The sequence below is a fragment of the uncultured Kordia sp. genome (assembly GCF_947496985.1).
Classification (GTDB): domain Bacteria; phylum Bacteroidota; class Bacteroidia; order Flavobacteriales; family Flavobacteriaceae; genus Kordia.
In genome coordinates, this window is record NZ_CANMEZ010000004.1 from 321598 (window position 1) to 344540 (window position 22943).

21 protein-coding genes are annotated in these 22943 nt (G+C 30.8%); 1 reads left to right on the top strand and 20 read right to left on the bottom strand.

Translation table 11 applies throughout. From position 1 onward, the window contains the following. Positions 1-378: 378 nt before the first annotated feature. The 20 genes from Q0828_RS12680 to Q0828_RS12775 all read right to left on the bottom strand — a co-directional run bounded on the left by Q0828_RS12680 (position 379) and on the right by Q0828_RS12775 (position 22147). Positions 379-2079, bottom strand: a complete 1701-nt coding sequence (locus Q0828_RS12680; protein ID WP_298421283.1) for a patatin-like phospholipase family protein — start codon at positions 2077-2079, stop codon at positions 379-381. A gap of 303 nt (positions 2080-2382) precedes the next feature. Further along, entirely contained in the window at positions 2383-4497 is a 2115-nt protein-coding gene (locus Q0828_RS12685) for an FAD-dependent oxidoreductase (protein ID WP_298421286.1), read from the bottom strand. A gap of 212 nt (positions 4498-4709) precedes the next feature. After that, positions 4710-5183, bottom strand: a complete 474-nt coding sequence (locus Q0828_RS12690) for a YHS domain-containing (seleno)protein (protein WP_298421289.1) — start codon at positions 5181-5183, stop codon at positions 4710-4712. 28 nt (positions 5184-5211) lie between these two features. Further along, complete coding sequence (locus Q0828_RS12695; protein ID WP_298421292.1) at positions 5212-5565, bottom strand: hypothetical protein; 354 nt, start codon at positions 5563-5565, stop codon at positions 5212-5214. 174 nt (positions 5566-5739) lie between these two features. After that, complete coding sequence (locus tag Q0828_RS12700) at positions 5740-6777, bottom strand: helix-turn-helix domain-containing protein (protein WP_298421295.1); 1038 nt, start codon at positions 6775-6777, stop codon at positions 5740-5742. A gap of 122 nt (positions 6778-6899) precedes the next feature. Next, positions 6900-9704: an ankyrin repeat domain-containing protein gene (locus Q0828_RS12705; RefSeq protein ID WP_298421298.1), complete on the bottom strand. Its 2805-nt coding sequence runs from the start codon at positions 9702-9704 to the stop codon at positions 6900-6902. Continuing rightward, the gene (locus tag Q0828_RS12710) at positions 9701-10072 is read right to left on the bottom strand and encodes a BlaI/MecI/CopY family transcriptional regulator (protein WP_298421301.1); all 372 of its coding nucleotides are present in this window, start codon (positions 10070-10072) and stop codon (positions 9701-9703) included. The genes Q0828_RS12705 and Q0828_RS12710 overlap by 4 nt, the downstream gene beginning before the upstream one ends. Before the next feature lie 226 nt (positions 10073-10298). After that, complete coding sequence (locus tag Q0828_RS12715) at positions 10299-11069, bottom strand: LytTR family DNA-binding domain-containing protein (RefSeq protein ID WP_298421304.1); 771 nt, start codon at positions 11067-11069, stop codon at positions 10299-10301. After that, positions 11062-12114: a histidine kinase gene (locus tag Q0828_RS12720; protein ID WP_298421309.1), complete on the bottom strand. Its 1053-nt coding sequence runs from the start codon at positions 12112-12114 to the stop codon at positions 11062-11064. The genes Q0828_RS12715 and Q0828_RS12720 overlap by 8 nt, the downstream gene beginning before the upstream one ends. Positions 12115-12186: 72 nt before the next feature. Next, positions 12187-12936 carry a hypothetical protein gene (locus Q0828_RS12725; protein WP_298421312.1) on the bottom strand — a complete coding sequence of 250 codons (750 nt, stop codon included), beginning with the start codon at positions 12934-12936 and terminating at the stop codon, positions 12187-12189. 129 nt (positions 12937-13065) lie between these two features. Next, entirely contained in the window at positions 13066-13818 is a 753-nt protein-coding gene (locus Q0828_RS12730; RefSeq protein WP_298421315.1) for a CPBP family intramembrane glutamic endopeptidase, read from the bottom strand. 26 nt (positions 13819-13844) lie between these two features. Beyond that, positions 13845-14414, bottom strand: coding sequence for a helix-turn-helix domain-containing protein (locus Q0828_RS12735; protein WP_298421318.1), 570 nt, complete (start codon positions 14412-14414; stop codon positions 13845-13847). A gap of 227 nt (positions 14415-14641) precedes the next feature. Next, on the bottom strand, positions 14642-15556 hold the full coding sequence (locus Q0828_RS12740; protein WP_298421321.1) for a response regulator transcription factor: 915 nt from the start codon (positions 15554-15556) through the stop codon (positions 14642-14644). A gap of 9 nt (positions 15557-15565) precedes the next feature. Continuing rightward, positions 15566-16516, bottom strand: coding sequence for an SDR family oxidoreductase (locus tag Q0828_RS12745; RefSeq protein WP_298421323.1), 951 nt, complete (start codon positions 16514-16516; stop codon positions 15566-15568). Between the two features lie 177 nt (positions 16517-16693). Then, entirely contained in the window at positions 16694-17275 is a 582-nt protein-coding gene (locus Q0828_RS12750; protein WP_298421326.1) for a hypothetical protein, read from the bottom strand. Then, on the bottom strand, positions 17272-17967 hold the full coding sequence (locus tag Q0828_RS12755) for a DNA alkylation repair protein (RefSeq protein WP_298421329.1): 696 nt from the start codon (positions 17965-17967) through the stop codon (positions 17272-17274). The genes Q0828_RS12750 and Q0828_RS12755 overlap by 4 nt, the downstream gene beginning before the upstream one ends. A gap of 189 nt (positions 17968-18156) precedes the next feature. After that, positions 18157-18849 carry a hypothetical protein gene (locus tag Q0828_RS12760; protein ID WP_298421332.1) on the bottom strand — a complete coding sequence of 231 codons (693 nt, stop codon included), beginning with the start codon at positions 18847-18849 and terminating at the stop codon, positions 18157-18159. A gap of 35 nt (positions 18850-18884) precedes the next feature. Then, complete coding sequence (locus Q0828_RS12765) at positions 18885-19574, bottom strand: DUF2695 domain-containing protein (protein WP_298421335.1); 690 nt, start codon at positions 19572-19574, stop codon at positions 18885-18887. A gap of 84 nt (positions 19575-19658) precedes the next feature. Next, positions 19659-21062, bottom strand: a complete 1404-nt coding sequence (locus tag Q0828_RS12770) for an AraC family transcriptional regulator (RefSeq protein ID WP_298421339.1) — start codon at positions 21060-21062, stop codon at positions 19659-19661. 182 nt (positions 21063-21244) lie between these two features. Continuing rightward, positions 21245-22147, bottom strand: a complete 903-nt coding sequence (locus Q0828_RS12775) for a hypothetical protein (RefSeq protein ID WP_298421342.1) — start codon at positions 22145-22147, stop codon at positions 21245-21247. A gap of 272 nt (positions 22148-22419) precedes the next feature. Between Q0828_RS12775 and Q0828_RS12780 the strand changes: the two genes are divergently transcribed. Continuing rightward, positions 22420-22923, top strand: a complete 504-nt coding sequence (locus tag Q0828_RS12780; RefSeq protein ID WP_298421345.1) for a hypothetical protein — start codon at positions 22420-22422, stop codon at positions 22921-22923. Positions 22924-22943: the final 20 nt, after the last annotated feature.

Sequence of the window (22943 nt, forward strand, 5' to 3'; positions counted from 1 at the left end):
AATAATCTGTTAAAACAGTTCGTATTTTTGAAATTGACATTTAGGGCAAAATGTGTATTTCTGGGGCTATTTTCAATACTATTATAAAGCTAGTTTCATTTAAAATGATCTCTAGAGTATTTAGTCGACTGGGGTAAAATCTATCGATAAAATGCACATAACAATCGATAAAATACATGTTTTAACGATTTAACGTATGAGTATTAGATTAAAATTAAGGAATAAAGAAGCTATATAGATTTATTTTACCTTATACATTATAAGGTATTAACGTACAAAATTGTTTTTTTCTATTTGATTCGTATATTTTTTTACATTTTTTTCAATAAAAAAGGCATCTTCTTATAAAAATGCCTTTTTCAAGTAAGCAGTTACTGATCAACCTTTTAAGGATTCCGTATAAAAAAGTGGATTTTGGTTAAACTTTGTCCAATCAGCTTCTAAAGCAGTATAAAGCGTATCAAGCTCAATTATTTGTTCTTTTGATAGTTCAATATCACTTTTTTTAAGTTTGATAATATAATCCATCAATGTGTAACAGGTAGTAAATTGACCACAAGCTATAAGTGTGTTCATGCGTCCTTTTTCTATATCTGTTTCATCCCACCAAAGTGTCGTTGGAGTTTCAGAAGCCGTTAATGCAATATTTTGAAGCGATGAAGATGGTTTCGTTATACTTTTATTAAATGGTGTTCGTCCATATACTGTTTTAGCTCCATTTAGTTGATATACCGTTGACGTAACAGATCTGTATTCCGTACCTTTTTTGAAGTATAAATACTTATAATTAAGACGTCGTATTTGTTTTAAGAAAACATCATTAACCATAACAACCGTTGTACTAATACGTTCTGTTAACATACGTTGTACTAAATCTATACTTAGCTTTTTGAAGCTTAATACTTCATCTACTAAGGGTTCTGGTACATTTTTTCGGAACATTGTAGTAACCCAATCTAATGCGAATCCTTTTATTCTTCCTGCAATAACACCTATTATAGTTAACATAATTCCAATTCCGGCAATAGTTCCGCCAATCATATATAAAGCAGACCAAGATTGTCCTTTGATGATTTCAAAGAAGCTAATCATCATCATCATCATTCCAAGTAATACTAAGATCCAATATAATGGCTTTACGCCAAAATAACTGAGAATGTTTGACGCTTTGGTTTTTATATTGTCAGATTCATAGATTGCTTTTGATTCAGGTTTCCAAGGTGTCATTTTATAACTTGCCACATCACTTACTATGATAAGGTCTAATTCGCGTTTACGTTTTCCGTCTGTGTTTATTTCTTTGCGCTCATCTCTTCTACGCTCGCTAATACGCATCATGCTTCCAATTCCTTGATTGTCTGCAATTCCACCATCCATAATACCAACACCGTTCTTAAATAAGTCTAATTCTTTGACCGCTTTGTATTCAGTTGTATTTTGATTTTCTATATAATCATCTGGAAATACTAGAGGTTCAAAACCTAATGGAAAACATGATGACGAAGCAACAATATCTGCAAGTGGTATGTCATTCTTTATTTTAGCTACTTCTGCCCTACCTAATGGATTATTTCCAAATTTTCCTTCATTTTGAAAACGAAATACTAATCCGAATGAAAAATCAGTAGCATTAAAACATACATTTTTTAAGCTTGGTGATGTTGGTGTATCAAATAGTTCAAAATTACCTTTATAGATATCCATATCTGCATAGGTAAGTGCAAATGCATTGATTAACGAACGTTTTTTATGCGACTCTTTCCATATGGCATCATCATTTAGTTTTGCAATAGCTGTTGCCAGTAACTTATCTTTTGCAGGTTCAAATGAATTGTAAAACTTTTGAAAGAATGCTTTGAAGTTAAAATCTTCTTCTTGTGCGGCTTTCGCATACGCAACACCAAATAAGGTGCCACCACTCACTGTACTGATAGCTTCTACATTATTTATTAAAGGTTTGTCTTTAAATTGAATTTTATGAAGGTATGAAACTGCGCCAAGTGAAAAGAATGTAGCGCGATAGCCACCGCCACTAAAACAAAGTCCGATACTTTTTAATGGAATGAAATCTTCTTGCATGTTATGTTATTTAGGTTGGTACTATTGGTTAACACTACTAAGCAATTGGGGAAGCTTTTCAAATATAAGTATTTAGCTTGAAATTATAATTGTTTTATACAGCTATTCTATTTGTTTAATTTAAATAAAAAGTTTAATTAAAATCTATAACTGAATAAAAATCAATAGCTTAATGTTGTTCTAGTTAACTTTGTGTGTTTTGTTTACTGAATTATTATAAAAAACAAAAGGAAAGCCGAGATGAAGACTTTCCTTTGCATTGAATTACTATATAGTTGTTAGTATATAATGGTATTCAATTTATTATTTGTTAGGCTTTACAGCAATGTCTGGAGCCGATAATTGTCCCCAAGTTGCTTGCATTTTAGCGATACACTTCGTAGCATTCATTTTTTCTAAAATATTATTGACCGAATTGTATGCAGAATCCAATGCGCCAACAATCCATCCGTGATGTACTGAACAACACTCACCAGCTATATTTAAAACACCTTTAAATTCAGGAGTTAATAAAGTTGGATATAAGTTTTTGAATTGCCCAGGATTGAATAATGCAAAAGCGCCACCGCCTGCATGTTGGTCCCAAAACCACGTTTTTGTTGTAACACCATCTTTATAACCTGCATAATATTTATAGATATCTATCTCTGGATACATAAATTGTATCCCTTTTAAACATTCATTTACACGTTCTTCATCAGTTAATGCGCCCATTCGTTCTGCATCTTGTGCCCACGAATAGATTTGTAATACACCTTTTTCAGCATCGTATCCGTATGATGGATATACGATTTGTCTATTTGGACGATCACTTGCAGAAACTCCTAATCCTACTTCGTATTGGCGGTTTTCACCTATATCTTTCCAAAATTGTTTGTTAAAGGTTATAAACGCTTTAAAAGCTGGCATATAATTCGATTCGCGTAAGGCTCTTGCTTTTGCAAATGACAAGTCTTGAAAGAAATTATTGTATTCTTGACCGTTTAGGTATGCTCCATTTGGCAATGTACTGATTACATACGCATATTCACGTTCAACGACTTCTTTTATATCATCTTTTGTATGCTCTATTGTTAAACGCATTCCTCCATTAGTTCCATACAATTTCTCATCATATCTGGCTTTTGTTACTTTATGGTTCATAAAGACACGTTGCTTTTCTTTTGGTGTTTCTGGAGTTATGTTTGCCTTTCCTTTTGGATCGGCTGGTGGTACAGAACTAGGTGGTTCAGCGTCTTTGGTTAAATTTGGTGGTGAATATCCATATTCATTATTCTGCCCTTTAATCATTCCAATTAATACTTGTGCTAAGTGTCCATCATCTCCAGTAACTCCTTTTTCAAGATTTAAAACCGTTCTACAAGCATCTGGAAAATGTTGCATTCCTTCGTTCATCGTAATCATATATATGTTTGGATCATCAGGATCATATGAATTTTTACTTCCATCCCAATCATATACAGCAATAACCATTTCTACAAATGAAACTGTATACATTCCTGTCCCCACGTTTGTCGTTTCTAGGTAACTGGCAATATTATAGGAAAGATTTTCACAAGGAGCACCCATTGCTGGATCGTAATATTCTTCCAAATCTGCCAACGTAAATACATTTGTTAAGTATGCCCACATTGAATAGTTATCGTAACGCATTAACTTTGCAAAACCTGCTTCAAATGATTTATCTATCGCATCTAAAAATGGACCATTTACTTTATCTAAAATGATATTGATTGGTAAGTATTTTGTTCCGTCTTCAGCTGTTTTTTCAGTTACCCAAACTTTTGGTAAATCTCCTCCTTGCGCTTTTCCAAAGTTTAATGAGTTCAATCCTGCATCTTTAGCCATGATCGGATCTTTCATGTTATTATATCGCAAACGCTGATAGTCAGAATTGTAATAAAATTTACGCCAACGTAACATTTTATCTGTTAATCCATTACGCTCTAATACATAGTTTAACGAAAGAGCTAAATGTTGTACTGGCAACATATCATCAGAGAATTGCGGAATACGCATACCTCCTACTTCTCCGTATAAACCTTTATTTTCTTTACTTTTTGGATCATACTCAGTAGAATACCAAGTATCAATTCGTCCACCAACACGGTTAGAAGCTTCAAAAATTTCAAATTCAATTCCTAGTGATTGTAAAATAAGCCCAGCATACATTCCTGCAAAACCACCACCAATAATTCCTACTAACGGCTTCTTTTCAGTATCGTCAGAAACTTCAATAATTTGTTCTTTCAGTAAACCAATGTTTTCAATTTCAGAACGTTGCTTTAGCAGTGTTTCTTTATATTCTTCTCCGTAGTTTTTAATAATCCAATCAGAAAATGCTCTTCTAACAGAACCTTTTTTCTTTTTGCCTTTTCCTGGAGATATATTTCCAGGTTGAAATGATAAATAACTCATAAATATGGTTTAGAGGTTAGTTATCAGTTGTACAACTGATTTTCACAAAGCTAACGATCTAGATGTAGAAGTACAATAGGGATTTCTACGTGATTTAGATTTTAATAATATAAAAGCACCAATTAGAGATCTAAAATGATGAATTTAGCTCTCTAATTGGCACTTTACAGACTATTAGTTTTAGTTTCTAACAATCATATAGAATTTACTTCTTAATTATACGTTTTCTTTAGTTTTTTCCAGTTTTTATCGGCGGTAGCAATTAATTTTCTTTCATTGCTTTCTGCTAACCATAATTGTTGAGCATCCAATTCTAAATTGTATAAATACAAGAAGTATTTACCGTCTTTTACAATGAATTTATTTGGGTCTGGACGAAATTTTGCACCTGCATATATTCCAAAGGCACAGAATCCACCATATTCAGGAAGGTATTTCGTTGGATTCTTGTCAAAAGTTGCTTTTTGTTCAGCTGAAGTAAAGTAGTAAATTACTTTTTTATATTCAGATTTATGTGCCTTCACTCCTTTTTGAGCTATTCCTAAGTCTAAGTATGAAACTGGACTATATCCTTGCAATGCTATATTACTGTTATCAATGTTATTTGCTTTATTGTCTTGCGAAAATGCAATTGTACAAACTAAAAGACTTAAGATTACGATACTTGATTTGATGATATTTTTCATTTGTTTTATTTCTTTGATGTATAAATTATTATTGTGCGTTGAAGTACTCTTCTTGAATCACTTCTCCTTGGCTATTCCACTTACGACGAATAATTTCGTGCCAATAGATTTTGCTATTGTCTTTCATATTGAAATCGAATGTAAATTCTGAAGCAGAAAGGTCTCCATCTACAATTGTATTGTGATGAGTAATGCCATTTACTTGTGCAATAGCTTCGGCAAACCCTTCCATTTTTTGAACCATTTCATGTTTGTTTGTAGTAGCTAAACCATTATAATCAGAAGTGGTCGCATTTTCTGCAAAGAATTGTTTTACAGCATCAACAATTGCGCCTTGCGCTACGATGTTGTCCATTTTTGTTGCTTGATCTTTAATATTCATCTTTATTATTTTTAAAATGTTAATTAGATTTTTGTGATGATTAACATTGCAAATATGCGAACGAATGGCTGTAAAGAACCTACAAAAAAGGCGCAGTAAATTGTACTTTTATTAAATAGTTGAGCTTTTAATGATAATTCCTTATAAATGTTTTACAAACGTTTTAAAGATGGTTTACTTTTTATAATTAGAAGGAGAAATACCAACATAGTGAGCGAAGAACGAGGAAAAGTGATTAGGTTCCTCAAAACCTAAAGCATGTGCTGTATTTTTAATGCTTTCTTGTTGTGTAAGCATTTCTTTTGCAGAATGAATCAATTGCGAACGAATTAGTTGCCCTAAAGAAGTATTCATCTTTAGTTTTACTTTTTTAGACAACGCTTTAACGCTAATATTCATTTGATCTGCATAAAAACCTAATGCATGTTGTTCTTTGTGAAACTCTTGAATAAGATTAATTAAATCTTGTATAAACAGATCACGCTTTTTGTAATCAAAGTTGTCACGAAATTCTTTGGGAGTTTGTCCTGTTTTATTTTTAAAATTTCTATTAAAATACCCTGGATCTTTAAATCCTTGATCGTACGCAATTTCTTGAATGTTTTTGTCTGTAAACGCAATGTTTTTTTGACTTTCAATTAGTTTTTTATTCTGAATCAAATTCTTAACAGATAATCCAATTTTACTTTTTACTAAATGTTTTAATGAATATTCAGAGTGTGTTAAATGATTTGCTAAAGCTGCCGTATTGATATTATTTGCAAACTCTTGATCAATGATTTCTTTTACATCAAAAATGATTTGATATTCATCTTTATTCGCTTGAAAAGGATTTTGCCAGTACCATTGTTCTGTAGATATATCAATTAGGTCTCCCATGTTTTTATTAAACACAGTTGTATTCAAAAATGATTTGCAGTCGTCACATTCTTTAAAATTAATGTATCCCAATGATATTAGATGTTTAAAAAGGATTCTAACGTCTTTAGATTTGAAAATGATTTCATCAGGGAAATGAATAAACCGAACTACGAAATCATCAGATAAAAACTTAATATATTGTCCTTTTTCTAAATAAATTGCTTTATCATTCCAGTCATGATAGTTTTTAAAATCAACTTGAATATTCCCAGTTCCTTCTAAAATATGAACCAATGTATACTTCTCTATAAAGTATATTTTATTGATTTCAGCTTCTATCTTAGTTACCACGAAGTTTTACGTTTTACGTTCTCTTTAAAGCGTAAATATACTAGATATATTAGATTTTATGCTAAAACAAAAGCCACTATTGTAAACAATAATGGCTTTCTATTTGATTGATGAGATGTATATTACTTTTTGTAGCGTTCTAATAAAGTCTGCATGTCTTTGTCTTTATTTTTTACAGCATAATGCATTGGATAATCGTTATGACTTGTTACATAATATGGATCAGCACCAGCTTCTAGTAATAATGTAGCAATTTCAGTATTTCTAGTTTTCACAGCTTTTGTCAAGGCTGTCCCTACATGAGCAGCTTCTTGATCTACTTTTGCGCCTTTTTTCAACAATAATTTTACAACATCTGTATGTCCGTTACGAACCGCATATATTAACGGTGTTCCAACATTTGGAACGGCTTTATTTATATCTGCACCTTTCGCAAGTAACAGTTTTATAACTTCTATATGCCCATTACGAGCAGCATATAATAATGGTGTTCCTACGTTGGCAACTTCTTTGTCAATGTCAGCACCTTTTTTGAGTAATAGTTTTATAACTTCTGTATGTCCATTACGAGCTGCATATAGTAACGGCGTTCCTACGTTGGCAACTTCTTTGTCAATGTCAGCTCCTTTTTTGAGTAATAACTCTAAAGTTTCTTTGTGTCCGTTACGAGCTGCATATAGCAAAGGAGTTCCAACATTTACAGCTCCTTTATCAATATCAGCTCCTTTGTTTATTAATAGCTCAATAGTTTCTAAATGCCCATTACGAGCTGCATAAAGTAATGGCGTTCCAACATTAACAACTTCCTTATTAATATTTGCTCCTTTGGCTAATAATAACTCTATAACTTCTATATTACCATTTCGGGCGGCATATAATAATGGCGTTCCAACATTCGCAACTTGTTTATCAATATCTGCTCCTTTGCCTAATAATAATTTAATTGCCTCTGTATGACCATTTCTAGCTGCGTATAATAGCGGAGTTCCTACGTTAGCAACTTCTTTATTAATATCAGCTCCTTTAGCTAACAATAATTTTATAGCTTCTTGGTTGTTATCGCGTGCTGCATAAATTAATGGCGTTCCAACATTCATTACATGCTTATCTACATCAGCTCCTTTGTTTACTAAAAACTTGATGATATCAATATTCTTACTTGTAGAAGTTCCAATCAATGGAGTTCCCACATTCACTACATGCTTATCTACATCAGCTCCTTTGTTTACTAAAAACTTGACGATATCAATATTTTTACTTCTAGAAGCTCCAATCAATGGAGTTCCCACATTCATTACATGCTTATCTACATCAGCTCCTTTGTTTACTAAAAACTTGACGATATCTATATTCTTACTTGTAGAAGCTCCAATTAATGGAGTTCCCACATTCATTACCGATTTATTTACGTCTGCACCTTGACCGTGAATATATTTTACTGCATCTAAATGCCCTTTATACGCTGCAGAAATTAAAGCTGTACCACGATTGGTGTAAGCTTCATCTATTGTTACATTATTAGCAACTAATAATTTTAAAAAGTCTACAGAACCATTTATTGCAGCAGCAATCACAGGTGGTTCGTTTTCATTTGAATAAAAGTTTACCTTTGCTCCTGCTTCAAATAACAGTTTTCCAATCATTACATTCCCTGTACGTGCAGCACCTACTAAAGGTGTTTGCGGTTTGCGTTCTACAATTGTATATTTTCCCATTTTTCTTTGGGCATTACCTGCGTTTTTATCTACACAATTTGCATCTACTGTCTTTAAAAGTGCTTTCACTTTTGCAATATCATTGTCTTCAATTGCTTTGAGTAATGCAGCACATTCAGAAGTGTCTTCTACAATAGTTTCATTTTGTGTGTCATTTTCTAATGGTTTTTCTGCAGCAGCGGTATTATTTTCAGTCTCAACATTGGTGTTTACAATAGAAGTATCAAACAATGTATTTTCGGAAGTTGCAGCTGTTACTGGCTTATTCAATAATAAAATTAAAATTACTACTGTTGGTGCTAGGAATGTATATTTCCAATAGCTATGCGGATTTGATTTTTTTGAGTTCATCTTTACAATTCGTTTTTTGATTAATGATTGATTGTAATTCGTTGTGATAGTTAACGGTTTTGTGTACGTAGCAATCTTTAGTAAACTCAATTGATATTGATCATTTTCAATAGTTTCATTATTTAGTAATGTAGCATCGGTTTGAAATTCAATGTTTTTTTCAACAGACTTTCGGTAAATCCATACAAACGGATTGAACCAAAGGAATACTTTTACCAATTCAGCTAATAACAAGTCTATACTATGTTTTTTATCTACATGCACACGTTCGTGCGCCAAGATTTGCTCATAGGTTTTGTAGTCATAATTTTCTGGATTGATAAAGATATAGTTGAAAAAAGAACAGGGTTCTTTAATACTTGAATGATTGATTATGATGGCGTTTTCATCATGTATTTTATCATCACTTTGTATAATTTTTAAACAGATACTAAGTATTTGAAACAGTAAATGCAATGCAAACACGATGACACCAAAGAAATAGATTCCTAAAATCCAATCGAGTAGCGACCATGATGGTTTTGCTACTGTTACTTTTGTAGCAGTCGTTTTTGTATCAATAATTTGTTCTTCTGCTTTATCATTTACTATGAAATCAGGGTTTTCCGTTGTTGGCGGAATCATTGTTGATGACTCATCTACAACTTTATTTGATTCTATAGCTGTGATAACTTCGGATACATAGCCTTGATTTGCCACTAATTGTGGTACCGTAATAAAGGGCAATACAAAAGCTAAGAGTAAACAAGTAATTAAATACCAGCGATTTACTGTGTAGAAACTTTCTCTTTCTAGAAATAATTTATAAAATACTAGAAAGATGATCACTGCAACGGATGCTTTTAGAAGAAGTGCGATCATGATTTTTTGTTTTTATTTGATTTAATCATTTCCATCAACTCTTCTATCTCCACTTCAGAAAGGTTTTCCTCTTTGGCAAAATATGCCATCATTTTCGGAAAAGAATTACCAAAAAATTTCTTTTTGATGCTTCCCAAATTCTGGTCACGATACGCTTCAAAATCCACTGCAGAACTGTATTGATGCGTATTCCCGATCATTTCTGATTGCAAGACTCCTTTCTTGACCAATATTTTTACAATAGTAGCTACTGTATTGTAATGTGGCTTTGGTTCAGGAAGTTGTTCTATTATATCACGAATGAATGCTTTTTTCAATCGCCATACAACTTGCATAATTTGGTCTTCTCTCTTCGTTAGTTTTTGCATAGTTTCTAAAAGATTACATTGCAAACCTACTAATTTTTTAGTAGAACTACTAATTATTTAGTAGACAGCTGGTTTTGAATATTGTTAAAATAAATTTAATGTACTAATATTCAATTAATTAAAGCTACTAATTTTTTAGTATATTTTGTGTGCTTCAAGCTACTAAAGTTCTGAGTAAATTGATTTTTTTAGGATTTTTAAACCATTAAAAACGTATATATAACTATTATAATCCCATCCAAGCATTAAAAGATGCAGTACTATTTTGACTTGTTTTTAAAATATAAGATTGTATATGAATGGCAACCGTATTTTTAGTGTAACGGCTTATTCTTTCAATATAATTTTTACTAACAAGTTCACTTCTGTTTATTTTAAAAAATAAAGTTGGGTCAAGTATGTCTTGTATTTCTTTGAGAGTAGTTTGATTTAATATATGTTTTTTTTGGGTTGAATCGAAAGCAAAAATGACACCATAGTCCGATTGAATAAAAATAATGTCTTTGACTTTTAAAAAGTAGATTCCACTGTTAGACTTTACAGGAATGTACTCCTTATACTCAGGTTTTAAGTCTAATCTATCTTTATAATACGCTTCTAGTTTTGTAAAAATTTCATTGTCATTACTATTCATATTATTCTTTAGAGAAGTGTATTTATCCCAAGCTTTTTTAAAACGATTATAGTTGTAAGGTTTTAATAAGTATTCTATACCACTCGTTTCGAAAGCATTCATCCAAAATTCATCGTACGCCGTTGCAAAAATAATAGGGAAATCGATAGTTATTTTATTATAGACTTCAAATACATTACCATCTCGTAATTCAATATCTGAGAATATTAAGTCAACTTCAGGAGTTGTTTCAAAAAACGATAGTGTTTCGGTAACCGTTTCAATTTCTTTTACAATTTTTATAGGTTCCCCAAGTTTAGCTAAGTAGTTTGTAAGCTTTTTTCTTGCAGGTGCTTCGTCTTCTATAATTACTACTTTAATCATTGTTATTCATTTTAATAAAAGGCAAAATAACTGTAAAATTATCCTCATTATCTTCAATAGTAACAGAAACATTTGTTAGTAATGAAAATTGTTCTGATAAATTTTTTAAGGCGACTCCATTCCCTTTTTTGTTTCTGTTTGATGCAATTTTGTTATTCGTTACTTTAATCCCATTTTCAATTGAAATACTTATTATTACGGGAGTTACAATTGTTCCTAAATTATGTACGATGGCATTTTCAACCAATACCTGTAAGCTAAACGGAGGAACGATCTTATTTGATGTTTGAATGGCTTCTTCAATATGTAATTGATAATATCCTTGATATTTTTTCTCCATTAACTCGAAGTAGTTTTGAGCAAATACTAATTCGTCTTTAATCGTAATAAGTTCTTTGTCTGCATTTTTTAGCACATATCGATACAATTCTGAAAACTGACTCAAAAAATCCGAAGCTTTCTCTTGGTCTTCTTCAATAAGTTGGTCTAGTATATTTAAGTTATTAAATAAAAAATGAGGGTTTAACTGTGCTTTAAGTTGTTGTATCTTAGTTTTGGAATCACTTATTTTATATGCATTTAGCCTTTTTTTATAATTTCTATTTTCTTTTGAGAATAGGTATGCTAGTGAAAAACCTCCAAAAATTATAAAATCAATGGTTTGACTAAAAACTCGATATGTTACTTGATGTGAAGAACTAAAGTTTCTATCTATAGTATTAAAAGAAAGCGACATAAGCGCTCCAAAAAGATTCATAATGAGTAGGTAGCTTATAAAACTTATTCCGAAAAAATTAAAATATCGCCATACTGACGGCATTTGATTTAGCGTTGTTTTTTCTGTTTTTCTTTTAATGAAGTCCACAAATATAAAGATGAAAAAGCTACCTATAAAAACCCAAAAAGGAGCGTCTGAATGAAAAATTAGGTCATTCCAAGAGTTTGCTAATCCTATCTTGTTTTTAAGTGTTAATATCCAGCTGAATATAAATAGAAAAAGGATAAAAGTTTGATTACTTCTTAGATATTTAATTACTTTTTTCATAATTAATAGTTACAAATATATAGAATTTGCGATGAAGATTTTTCAATAAAAAGTCATCGAAAATTTTAAGTTTTAGTTCTTTGTAGGCCAAGAGTTTACTTTGTTTCCATTTTCATCGTACATTTCTAATCGGACATTGTTTTCTGAATCTATACAAAACATAGCTCTCATTTTTCCATCATCATCATAAAGAAATAATCCATTTGGGCGGCCTTTACCAAGGTTTCCAAGTTCGAGTCTTTTAGTGACTCCAATAATTCCTTTTTGCACATATTGGTTATATGTTTTTTTCCATACTTCCTTATCCTTTATTTTATCCAATGTTTCCCAAGCTTCTGCTATACTTGATTGTGTAGAGTTTTCAGGTAAGTCATTAAACCTTAATGAACTCCTAACACTTCTTTCTCCATTTCGTTTAGTATCCGTATGTAAAAGTTGCATAGCCTGATCTCCATCGTATTGATCGAAAGTTAGTGATAATCCGGCACTATGTCCATTGTCTTTCTTATTTCCATCATATATAAATCCACCGCATTCAATACCTTCTTCATTAAAAAATAGCATTCCTGCACGTTTTTTACGTTTTACGTTTACAGGTCTATTGTTTAAAGTGTCTTTTCCATTAGGGAATTCTGCTACATTTGTAATAATCATTTTTGTAGTTCCATCTTTTTCTACAATATTAATACGCTCTACATCTATAGTTCCAAATTTCTGATTACCAGACTGTTTAAAAGCTATGGAAGCAAACGCTAATATTCCTAATACTGTAGTGACTGCAAATGTTCTTAAAAATACGAGTTCTTTGTATGTGTTTTTCATTATAAATAGATTTAATAGTTACCCAAAACTACATGTGGTAAAGAGTTTTAAAAATCCATTTCTTGTGAATGCAGGAAAAATTAAAGAGAACTAAGGAAGAATGCGAAAAAGTGATATTATATGATTTAATTATTTTGTATTTACATCGCAATCATGATAAATACATAAGACTTTAGGATTTTTTCTTTTTAATAAATTCAAGTCCTTACGGAATACTAATTTCACGAAAAGTAAGATCATGATTGCAGGGAACAATCCTTTAAATAGATTAAAACCAAGCCAACTCCAATCTGCTAATTGTATTTTGTTAATTGCCTTTAAAATCAATTCGCCATATGGTTGTGATTTAAAGAAAAACGTATTACAAAGATTTACACCTACATGAAACCCTAAACCTAACATAATCGATTTTGTTTTATGAAATGTGTATGCCCATACGTACCCCATAAATCCAGTTATTAGAATGACATAGAGTATTGAAATAATTCCGGCTTCTATCATACCATATGAAAATACATGGTAAACACCAAAGCACAAAGCTGAAATTGAAATTCCCCAATTAACACCTAGCCTATTAATTAGTATATAAAGTATTGCACCTCTAAACACTAAATCTTCTGTTAAAGCAGACCTAAGATGATACACAAATGCGTCAAAAACTATTTGATAGTTAATACTAGATTGCAATTCCCATTCTATGTTCAAAACAATAGTTTCAATATAGATATTCAATAAAGAAATAGGCATAATAACTACAATACCAATTATAAATTGAATGATTCTTTTGCCTGTAGGGACAATGCCTAAGACTTCAATATTCTTGTTTGCAATAAAATATAAAAGCGCCCAAGAGACTACTATTATTACTAATAATCCTAACATGTAATACTATTTTGAAGATTAAAAATCTAAGCCGATTTTGGCTTTAAAAAAGGAATTGAGAATGGATAGTAACACGTACCTGAGTCCAGAGCAGACATTGTGTTTTTTAGACTAACAATTATACCAAAAAGAAATACCGCACCCGTACCAATGAAATTGAAACCTGGGAAAGGAAAAAACAGCAGTAGTGATATAATTATTAGTAAATTTATTGTGCAGTGAAAATTTATAATTGCTCTTCCGTGTACATCGTATACTTTATTGTCTTCGGCTTTATTTATCCATATAAATAATGGAAATAAAACATTTGCAAAAGGAATAATTAATCCAAAAAATGGAGATGTGTGTAGTAATAACATCCATTTACGTTGTATTGTTTCCTCTTTTGGATTATCAAGAACTAATAAATCATTAACTTCTAGTTCCAATCCAATTGCCAATAATTTTATCGTTTGTAAATGTGGTTGTACATCGCCTTTTTCTATACGTTGTATTGTACGTACACCAACTGTTGTTTTTTCAGAAAGATCTTCTTGTGTAAGCCCTTTTAACTTTCGATGATAGATTAAATTTTCGCTAATTGATTTCGTTTTCATTTTCTGCGTTTTGCTTGATGCAAATCTAGTGCGTTTCTATGGTAATTAGCACGCCATTTAAATGTCATGTATGTGTCATTCATAGTAAATATAGGGTTTTCAAGATCAAAAACCATTATTTCTTTAAATTCTCTATGTATGTTGAATAGAAAAATTTGGTAAAATATCAACTCTTACTAATATGGAATAAATCAATTAAATTTTCTATATCTGCTAATTTCAATTCTTTACACTATCGGTTTATATTTTTCTCTATATTCTGTTGGACTTATCCCTTCTTTCTTTTTGAATAATCTGGAAAAATAAGGCGGATATTCAAACCCTAATTCATAAGCCACTTCCGAAACACTCTTATTGGGTTGCAATAGAATATTTTTTGCTTCATCAATTAAATGTAACTGTAAATGCTCGGTAGTGGTTTTACCTGTTTTTTTCTTGAGTGTATCACTTAAATAACGTTGTGAAACCGATATCTTAGCAGCAATTTGTTCTATGCTTGGAATCCCTTTTTCTTGTAGTTGTCCAGATTCAAAATATTCTGATAGATACTGATTAAATTGTTCTAATAAATTGTTAGACAGCTCTTTTCGATTTAAAAACTGTCTTTCATAGAAACGATTGGCATATTTTAAAAGCGTATCTAATTGAGCAAGAATAATCTCTTTACTATATTCATCTTGGTTGTTTTGATATTCAATTTCAATATTTTCTACAATTGATTCTATTTGCTTTTCTTCTTTTGGCGAAAGATGTAAAGATTCATTGATTGTATAAGAAAAGAAGCCATATTTTTTTATTTGGTGAGCTAATTCCGTTCCTTTCAAAAAATCTTCATGGAAGTTTATTGAAAAACCTTTCTGCTCAAAAACCACACTACTATCCCACTGTAAAACTTGTCTTGGCGCAATGAAAATTAAAGCACCATTCGTAAAGTCATATTTGGTGCGTCCATAGTTTAAATTTCCTTTCACATATTTTTTTAAACTAATGGAATAGCAATCATTTGTAATTGGAGGAGAACTTTCTCTTGGACAGGGTAAATAACCATCACCTTTTGAGTTAAATACATTAAACATAGGATGTTCAGGTCGAGGAAGTTCTAAATAATTTAAATATGATGATAATGTTTTAAAGTGTTGCATACTACTAATTTATAAATTCCATTTTAAACCTATAGCCTTTTCAGATACTTCCCACAACTTTTCAGCTACAGCTTTATCTTTTGCATGTGATTCTAATTTACATTCTCCAACTGGGCCAGTCCAATAATTTCTTCCTGTAGGACCATAAAAACCATGCTGATCAAGGTTTGGTTCTGTAGCGCACATTAATTGTGGATAAGCTCCTTTTTCAGCCGATTGAACAAATGGTGACATTTTCATCAGTTGCCAAATGAAGCGAGTCATTAAGCTACCACTAGTTTTAATTAATGAAGTTCGGGAAGCTCCTGGATGGCAAGCATATATTTTTATATCATTTTTGCCCACTTCTTCTAGTCTGTCTTGTAATTCGTAAACACACATAATTTGTGCCAACTTACTTTGGCTATATACACCATTAGGACTGTAATTCGTATTCCAATTCATATCCTCAAATTGTATGGTTTTAATACCTAAATTATAGCCCATACTGCCTACAGTTACGATTCGCCCTTTCGATTTTTCAATTCGTGCAAAAAGTAATGCTTGTAATAAGAAGTTTCCATAATGATTTACTCCAAGTTGACTTTCAAAGCCATCAATAGTGAGTGTTTGTTTTGGTACTTGAGCAATTGCGGCATTACAGATAAGAGCATCGATTTGTGGAATTGTTTTTAGCACATTTTCTGCAGCTTTTCTTATTGAACTTAACGCAGCCAAGTCCATATGAATATTAGTTACATCTATATCAGTCCCAAGCTCTCGATGTAAAATAGCAATGGTCTCTTCTGATTTCTTTGGGTTTCGATTTAGCATTACTACTTTCGCTTCTTTTGATAGTAATATTTTCGCTGCTTCAAATCCTGTACCACTTGTTGTTCCTGTTATAACATATGTTTTGCCTTGTAAACTTCCAATTCTATCTGGTGTCCAACCGCTTTTACCAAATTGATTACTTTTCATTTTGCCTATTTTTTAGTGATTAAATAATACAGCAAAGTTCAGATAGAAGTAGCCTATAACCCTTATACGCTTTTTCGAATGTTATATACTTTTTGGTTTATTGAATAAGCTAGATTTAAACTCGTAAATAGATAAATGGCAATTGTTCATACATATTGTGTGGAGGTATTTCGTTATTTATTTTTCAGGATCAGCATCATTATATTTTATTGAATTAGCACATAATTCTTTCTCATTTAGATATCCAAAAAAGGTTTCATTTCTCTTTTTATCAATTATGTAATCTATATAGTTGACACAATCAGACGGATTAAATTCAAACCAAACTTTTCCCTTTGTATAAAGTTTCAAGTCGCAAGCGCCATATGGAAAATAAATTGAAGTATCTATTTGACTGATATTCCATTCTCTTTTGAAGGTTTGATTTTCCCCATTTTTTAATTTTACAAAACTTGCTTTTTCATAAGGACAAATTTCAATTTTACCAGCAACCACATTTTCAAAAGTAATTGTAGAGAATCCTTTAATTGTAAATCGTTCAGGTTTGATGTCAAGAATTCTTTTAATGTTTGGAAAGTCATCAAGATTCACATACTGATTCCAGTGAAATTCTTTATCTATATCTGCTCCCCATATCTTAAATGAAACTGTTTCGGGTAATTTGTTCGTTGGTTCGAAGAATATCGTTTTACTATCATAAAAATCTACAATATCACTATCTACAAAATCAACTTCCGATATGTCTAATTTAAGTTTCATCTCCCTATATTGGTTTCTGTTTGTCTATTATCTTGTCTACTCACCATTTCATTTATCCAAATCGGAGCGAATGGTGATGTACAACCTTTTACATTTGGATAATCTTGATATACGCCTAACTTTTCTCCGATTTCAATAGCTCGCACACGATGTTGAGGATGGTGAATACCTATTTCGACTAAGCTAAAGTTCATTGTCCATTGTGTTTCTGGAGCGGCAGTTAACATTTCGTTTTCTATTCGATCAAGTAATGTTGGTATATCAACCATTTCAGGTTTCTTTATCACTAGTAGACTTGTCAGATTCCAACCTGCACGAGCAGCCATAGGATTCTCGTCCCTCATCCACTTTTGTCGCAACATTTCATTGTCTGGATGTAATTTTACTACATAGGAATTTATCCAGTCAGCCACACGTTCATATTTCACAGAGCGTACCATTGTATCTAATTCATCACTTGTAAGTTCTTTAGGTTTGATGATGAGTATAGCCAGCATTTGAGCGTCAAAATTCTCTGTTTTCCACAGTTCAAGAGCCAGTATTTGATTGGTCTTTATCTTCTTTGCAATCTTGCGGATGTCGCCTAGCTTTACACCATATTGGTTTTCCCCGACACCTTTCTTTAAGTTGTGTTTTCGTGTCTTTTCATCAGTCAGTGTTTCAAGTTGTTTTAGAGTTTCTTTCAGTGTCATAATTTTAACGGCTATTATTGTAAAAAAAAATTATAAATCAATTTGATCTTTTTAAACTGGTTTTCAGATATATTATCGTATCAAATTTGTGCAAATGTTAGCCCATTTGACATAATCATAATCATCTTACTTTCATCTTTTCTCTTTTGTTAATACCATAAATATAAACGTTGTTTGGCATCGTAATTTTCAGCAATCTTTACAATCAGGATCAACCAGACATTTGATATCATATTCTAAGAATAATTTTTTTTCAATTTCTCTGGAAGAAATAAAAGCTTCTTGATTAATTCTATTGTACAAGTTACGCATTCGAACACTTAATTTTAAAAATTGTTCTTCCCATTCAGGTAGATTAAATATTGTATCTAATAAAGTACTTACTTCAGGTTTATTATCGCATAGAATTAATACTTTTTCGCGAAACATTTTTTCATTACTACCTTTAGTCCATTCTAATAATGCTTCATAATAAGGCAATATTACCGATCTGTTATTTAAATGTGCGTTTCTCAAACTTTCAAATTCTATTGGAATATTCAAGTTTGAAAGCTTTTTGGTGTTACGTTTTATTAAATTTAACTGTTGTTGCGCAAATTCTTGATAATCCTTTTTTTTAAGGCCTTTTTGATTGAAAGGGAAAATTGTTAATGGTTTAAATTCATTAAAATACCCTTTGTCCGTGGAAGGAAAATTAACCAATAGCGGAATGATTTGATTTAATTTTTCTTTTGTAAATTTTAAATTGTTACTCTGAATTTCAGCAGAACAACCAACTGGTGTTTCAAACTTTATAGCATACGTTCCTTTACCATAATTTGATTGTGCATTTAGAGTAAATGCTAATCCAAGAAGAATTATTATCAGATTTTGTTTTTTCATTAGTGTTTCAAACTTAAATAGAACAAGAATACCTGTTATTTTCTAAATATTACTTTATGTATTTTTAAATCAATCTTTGTTCCGCCAATTCCACTTTTCTCCATAAAATGCGTTCCCATTGGTTTTCCTATATCAATTTTTTCAATTCTCGAAAAGTAATATTCAGCATCTCTTTCCGAAAAATTCATAAAAGACTTTAACTTTAAATCTCGAATTTTTTTCGCAAATTCTTTTCCATTTATAGGTTCAATTTCTTTTACAACTCCAATTTCAGTTGGCAATTCAGATTCAGTTCCGTTAAAAAAGTGCATGCTTTTTCGAACTCTCTTTTTTGGCTTAAAACCAAAAGGTGCAGGAATTATTAATTCTTCGTTTTTGGTGTAATTATTATGAGCGTATTCAGGACTAGAAAATAATGCTTTTGTATAAATTTTGTTTTCGGTTTGTTGAAAATTTAACGGTATTTTGAATGGGTTTTTTAAGTCCAATTCTTTATATCCTGCTACTAATTGTAAATCACAATCTTCGGGCAAATTCATTGTTACTTCACAATCACAAAATCCACCATTAAATTCCAAAACGTCAATCAAGTCAGCGATGTCAATTCCTTTTTTTTCAGCCCATTCAAAAGTGTTCTTCAATGAGTGATCACAGCCTTTTTTTTCAATACGTTTTTCTATGAAAACACAAAGTTCAGTAATTTGATTTTTCGTTAATAGTGTCATTTCTTCTAATTAGTAAAACGGCTAGTATACGAAACGCTGCTATATCAAAGATTTGTTTTTATACTAACCGTTATCTGGTCGCTTTTAGTATTCAAGAATATCTTTCAGTTCTTTTATAAACTTCATTGATTCCTTTTCAATATTTTCGGTTAAACTTTTTCTATTATTAAAATTTGGTGCTTCAACAATTGTTTGGTCTATAATTGACAAACTGTTATCTATTGACGCTGCTAAATGGTATGTATTCCAATTACTATTTTTAAAAATTTTCCAATACTTTTTTCGAATTTCTTTGTTTTGACCCGACAAGCAAATTGAGAAAGACAAATTTTGGTGATTTAAAACAATAACAAATTTAAGTTTTTGTTTTTTCAATTCCTTTGTTGTTAGTGAGAAGTAAGAAAAATTGGAGTCACCTTGATAGATGTTTCCAAGTTTAAAATAAGTATCATATTCTTTCTGAAAATAAACTCTCAATTCTTTCATATAGGCTATCAATTGATGATAATCTGGTTTTATTTCGCATTGTTTATTTTGCATTTTGTTTTGTGAGAAGTTTAAATTGTATGTTTTTCCAAGTTTGATATTTTCCGTTTTTTCAATTGGAATACAAATATCTAATATGAATTTTTGTTCGGGATGCGTCTTGTGATCATTGTGGTACATTTCAAAATAGTCTCCATCTCTGAATTCGTAATTATTTTCAATGATCCAGATACACATACTTTTCCACGCTTTTGAAATTTCCTCTCCTTTAATTTCAAACTGACCAATAGCATAAATACCTTTATTTAGTTTATGTTGTTTAATCTCTCCATCAGTTTTGATATTCTTGGTAACTGTTACACAGGTACTAAATCTTACTTTTGAAGTTTGAGTAACATTAGGATTGTCATGATATATAGTTAGAGCTTTAAAATTTGAAATCTCTAATACTCTTTTTTGATGTCCCCATTCCATCAATTTTTGAAACATACTACTCGCCTTTTCAAAGTCTCCAATACGAGATATACTTGCTAGTTTTAATTCTGGAAGTTCTTTTACTGTTATTTGTGTATCCATCGTAGTCCATTGTTTAATATTATTAATGGAACAAATGTATTTTTTAGATGAAAAAGGTTCTATACCAATCTTGCTAAGTATTTCTCTTCCTTCTGATTTAAATTTGGTAGGACTAATACCATAGTATTTCTTAAAAGCTCTAGAAAAAGAATTGTCACTATTAAAACCGTATTTATAAGCTAAATCGTTTAATGTTGAATTTGGTTCGACTAACAGAATTGAAGCAATCCTTTCAATCCGTTTCCTATTTATGTATTCATTGAGTCTTTCGTTTACTATTGTTAAAAAAACTCTATGAAAATGATAAGGCGAATAGAGCGCCTTCTTAGATAAAGACGCAAGAGAAAGGTTGGTATCAAGATTTTTTTCAATGAAATCTAAAATAGAATTTATTCGTTTAAGATATTCTCTATGTGTTTCGTTCACTTTAGTTCAGTTTGTAAAATACCACACAACGTGTTTGTATATGAATAGTAACGTATTTATTCCGTTTGTTACGGAATGTTTAATTTATAAAATTCATTTTTGTTTTAGCGATTAAACCGTTATTATTTTTATGAATTATTATCAAAATTGTGTTTGCTAAATTTATTGTTACTTCATGCAATTTACTTTGGTCTTAGTTTTTCTATAATCTCCGTGCTTACCCAGTAGAAGTTTTCTGTCCCATCTTCTTGGTTTCTTCCAAAAAACATATATTTACCATCTGGAGTGATGCTCGGACATCCTTCGTTAAAATTAGAGTTTACTTCACTTCCAAAACTTATAGGTTTTGTCCATGTTCCATCTTTTTTCTTAAAGCAGACATAAATATCGAAATCTTTTCTTTTTTCATTTTCTCTATTTCGAGCATATACCAGTAAATATTCTTGAGATGGAGAAATAAATCCATGATGACCAAATTCAAGTTTAACTTCCTGTACTTCCGGAAATTTGCCATTTTTATGCTGAGCAAAATACATTTTTCCATTTAAAATACTTGTATAAAAAAGATCTCCGTTTTTGGCTTGATTAATATAAAAAACCAGATCATCATTTAAAGGTGAATCAAGTTGTATTGGATCACTCCAGGAATCCTCTAAACGATTCACGTACCAAATTTTCTCATCCGAAAAAATAGAATCAAATGCTGTGAAGTATATCTTTTTGTCAATAAGACTAACGAATGGATATAATTCCTCTTTTTTTCTTCCATTAGTGAAATTTGCTCTTTTAACGGGAGTCCATTTATTACCTTCAAGTTTTGAGAAATAGATGGCCATTTCATCATCTTTTTTACGAGCCGAAAAGTATATTTCGTCTAAATTAGGAGAAAACGAAATATTAGATGCATTCCTAACAATTTCAGGAGCAAAAACTTCTGGAATTAAGCCTGGTGGTTTTTGTCCAAAATAAAAACGTGCTATAATTGGCGAATCATTATCTTTTACTTTCTGTTTTTTAGTGTCACATGAACTGAAAAAAAGAGTAAATACTAGCACAAAAAGCAGAAGACTATTTTTATTTTTCATAATTCTTATGTATTTATAAATGCTGAATAAATATAGGATGTATTCAATATTTAAATTCATTTACAGGATAAACACACGAATTAAATGATAAAATCATTTCATCATTATAAGTACTATAACGAAAATATTTGTATAGAAGTAATTCTCAATAATTCTATTGAATTTGTCTAAAAATTTAACAGCAAAGCAAGTCTGATAGTCTTAAAATTATTATAAAAATGGTAGAAGCCTTTTAGAACTTGTTATTTTTATAAGTAAAATAATTTATGCTAATGCGGTACTTATTTCTATTGATATTTCCTTTTCTATTGAATGCACAAGCGACTGATTTATCAGCGTTGAATTCTTTACAAGAAAATGAGCAAGTAATAATTGATATTACTGTTGGAAGTTGTTTTTATGGAGAGACTCAAAAAATAATTATCACGAAAAAGAAAGAATCTTATGAGTATGTATATATAGAAGATGTATATAAAATACTATTTAAAATAGTAGAAAAACATATTTTACTTCGTAGAAAAAAAGTAGAAAAGTGGATTGTTGAGAATACAGAAACACTCAAAAAACATGGAAAACGTAACTTGTTAACCGAAGCACAATATCAATCTAAAATAAACATATTGGAAGAAGTAATGCAGTATAATAAAAATTGCACTTCCATATTTGAAGGTGATTATTCCCGAATCAAAATTAACTCAACTAATTTACAACTTAATGAACGGTTCAGTTGTAAATTAGTTGAGAATTTCATTAAAATGATACCTCATAAGAATTAGTGAATCAAAGAAAGCATAAA

Excerpts from the sequence above, each read along its gene's own strand:
- Q0828_RS12745 (WP_298421323.1), bottom strand. The coding sequence starts at position 16,516 with ATGAAAAGTAATCAATTTGGTAAAAGCGGTTGGACACCAGATAGAATT.
- Q0828_RS12760 (WP_298421332.1), bottom strand. The coding sequence starts at position 18,849 with ATGAAAAAACAAAATCTGATAATAATTCTTCTTGGATTAGCATTTACT.
- Q0828_RS12715 (WP_298421304.1), bottom strand. The coding sequence starts at position 11,069 with ATGATTAAAGTAGTAATTATAGAAGACGAAGCACCTGCAAGAAAAAAG.
- Q0828_RS12710 (WP_298421301.1), bottom strand. The coding sequence starts at position 10,072 with ATGCAAAAACTAACGAAGAGAGAAGACCAAATTATGCAAGTTGTATGG.
- Q0828_RS12680 (WP_298421283.1), bottom strand. The coding sequence starts at position 2,079 with ATGCAAGAAGATTTCATTCCATTAAAAAGTATCGGACTTTGTTTTAGT.
- Q0828_RS12755 (WP_298421329.1), bottom strand. The coding sequence starts at position 17,967 with ATGACACTGAAAGAAACTCTAAAACAACTTGAAACACTGACTGATGAA.
- Q0828_RS12720 (WP_298421309.1), bottom strand. The coding sequence starts at position 12,114 with ATGAAAAAAGTAATTAAATATCTAAGAAGTAATCAAACTTTTATCCTT.
- Q0828_RS12735 (WP_298421318.1), bottom strand. The coding sequence starts at position 14,414 with ATGAAAACGAAATCAATTAGCGAAAATTTAATCTATCATCGAAAGTTA.
- Q0828_RS12705 (WP_298421298.1), bottom strand. The coding sequence starts at position 9,704 with ATGATCGCACTTCTTCTAAAAGCATCCGTTGCAGTGATCATCTTTCTA.
- Q0828_RS12765 (WP_298421335.1), bottom strand. The coding sequence starts at position 19,574 with ATGACACTATTAACGAAAAATCAAATTACTGAACTTTGTGTTTTCATA.
- Q0828_RS12685 (WP_298421286.1), bottom strand. The coding sequence starts at position 4,497 with ATGAGTTATTTATCATTTCAACCTGGAAATATATCTCCAGGAAAAGGC.
- Q0828_RS12730 (WP_298421315.1), bottom strand. The coding sequence starts at position 13,818 with ATGTTAGGATTATTAGTAATAATAGTAGTCTCTTGGGCGCTTTTATAT.
- Q0828_RS12775 (WP_298421342.1), bottom strand. The coding sequence starts at position 22,147 with ATGAAAAATAAAAATAGTCTTCTGCTTTTTGTGCTAGTATTTACTCTT.
- Q0828_RS12740 (WP_298421321.1), bottom strand. The coding sequence starts at position 15,556 with ATGCAACACTTTAAAACATTATCATCATATTTAAATTATTTAGAACTT.
- Q0828_RS12780 (WP_298421345.1), top strand. The coding sequence starts at position 22,420 with ATGCGGTACTTATTTCTATTGATATTTCCTTTTCTATTGAATGCACAA.
- Q0828_RS12695 (WP_298421292.1), bottom strand. The coding sequence starts at position 5,565 with ATGAATATTAAAGATCAAGCAACAAAAATGGACAACATCGTAGCGCAA.
- Q0828_RS12725 (WP_298421312.1), bottom strand. The coding sequence starts at position 12,936 with ATGAAAAACACATACAAAGAACTCGTATTTTTAAGAACATTTGCAGTC.
- Q0828_RS12690 (WP_298421289.1), bottom strand. The coding sequence starts at position 5,183 with ATGAAAAATATCATCAAATCAAGTATCGTAATCTTAAGTCTTTTAGTT.
- Q0828_RS12750 (WP_298421326.1), bottom strand. The coding sequence starts at position 17,275 with ATGAAACTTAAATTAGACATATCGGAAGTTGATTTTGTAGATAGTGAT.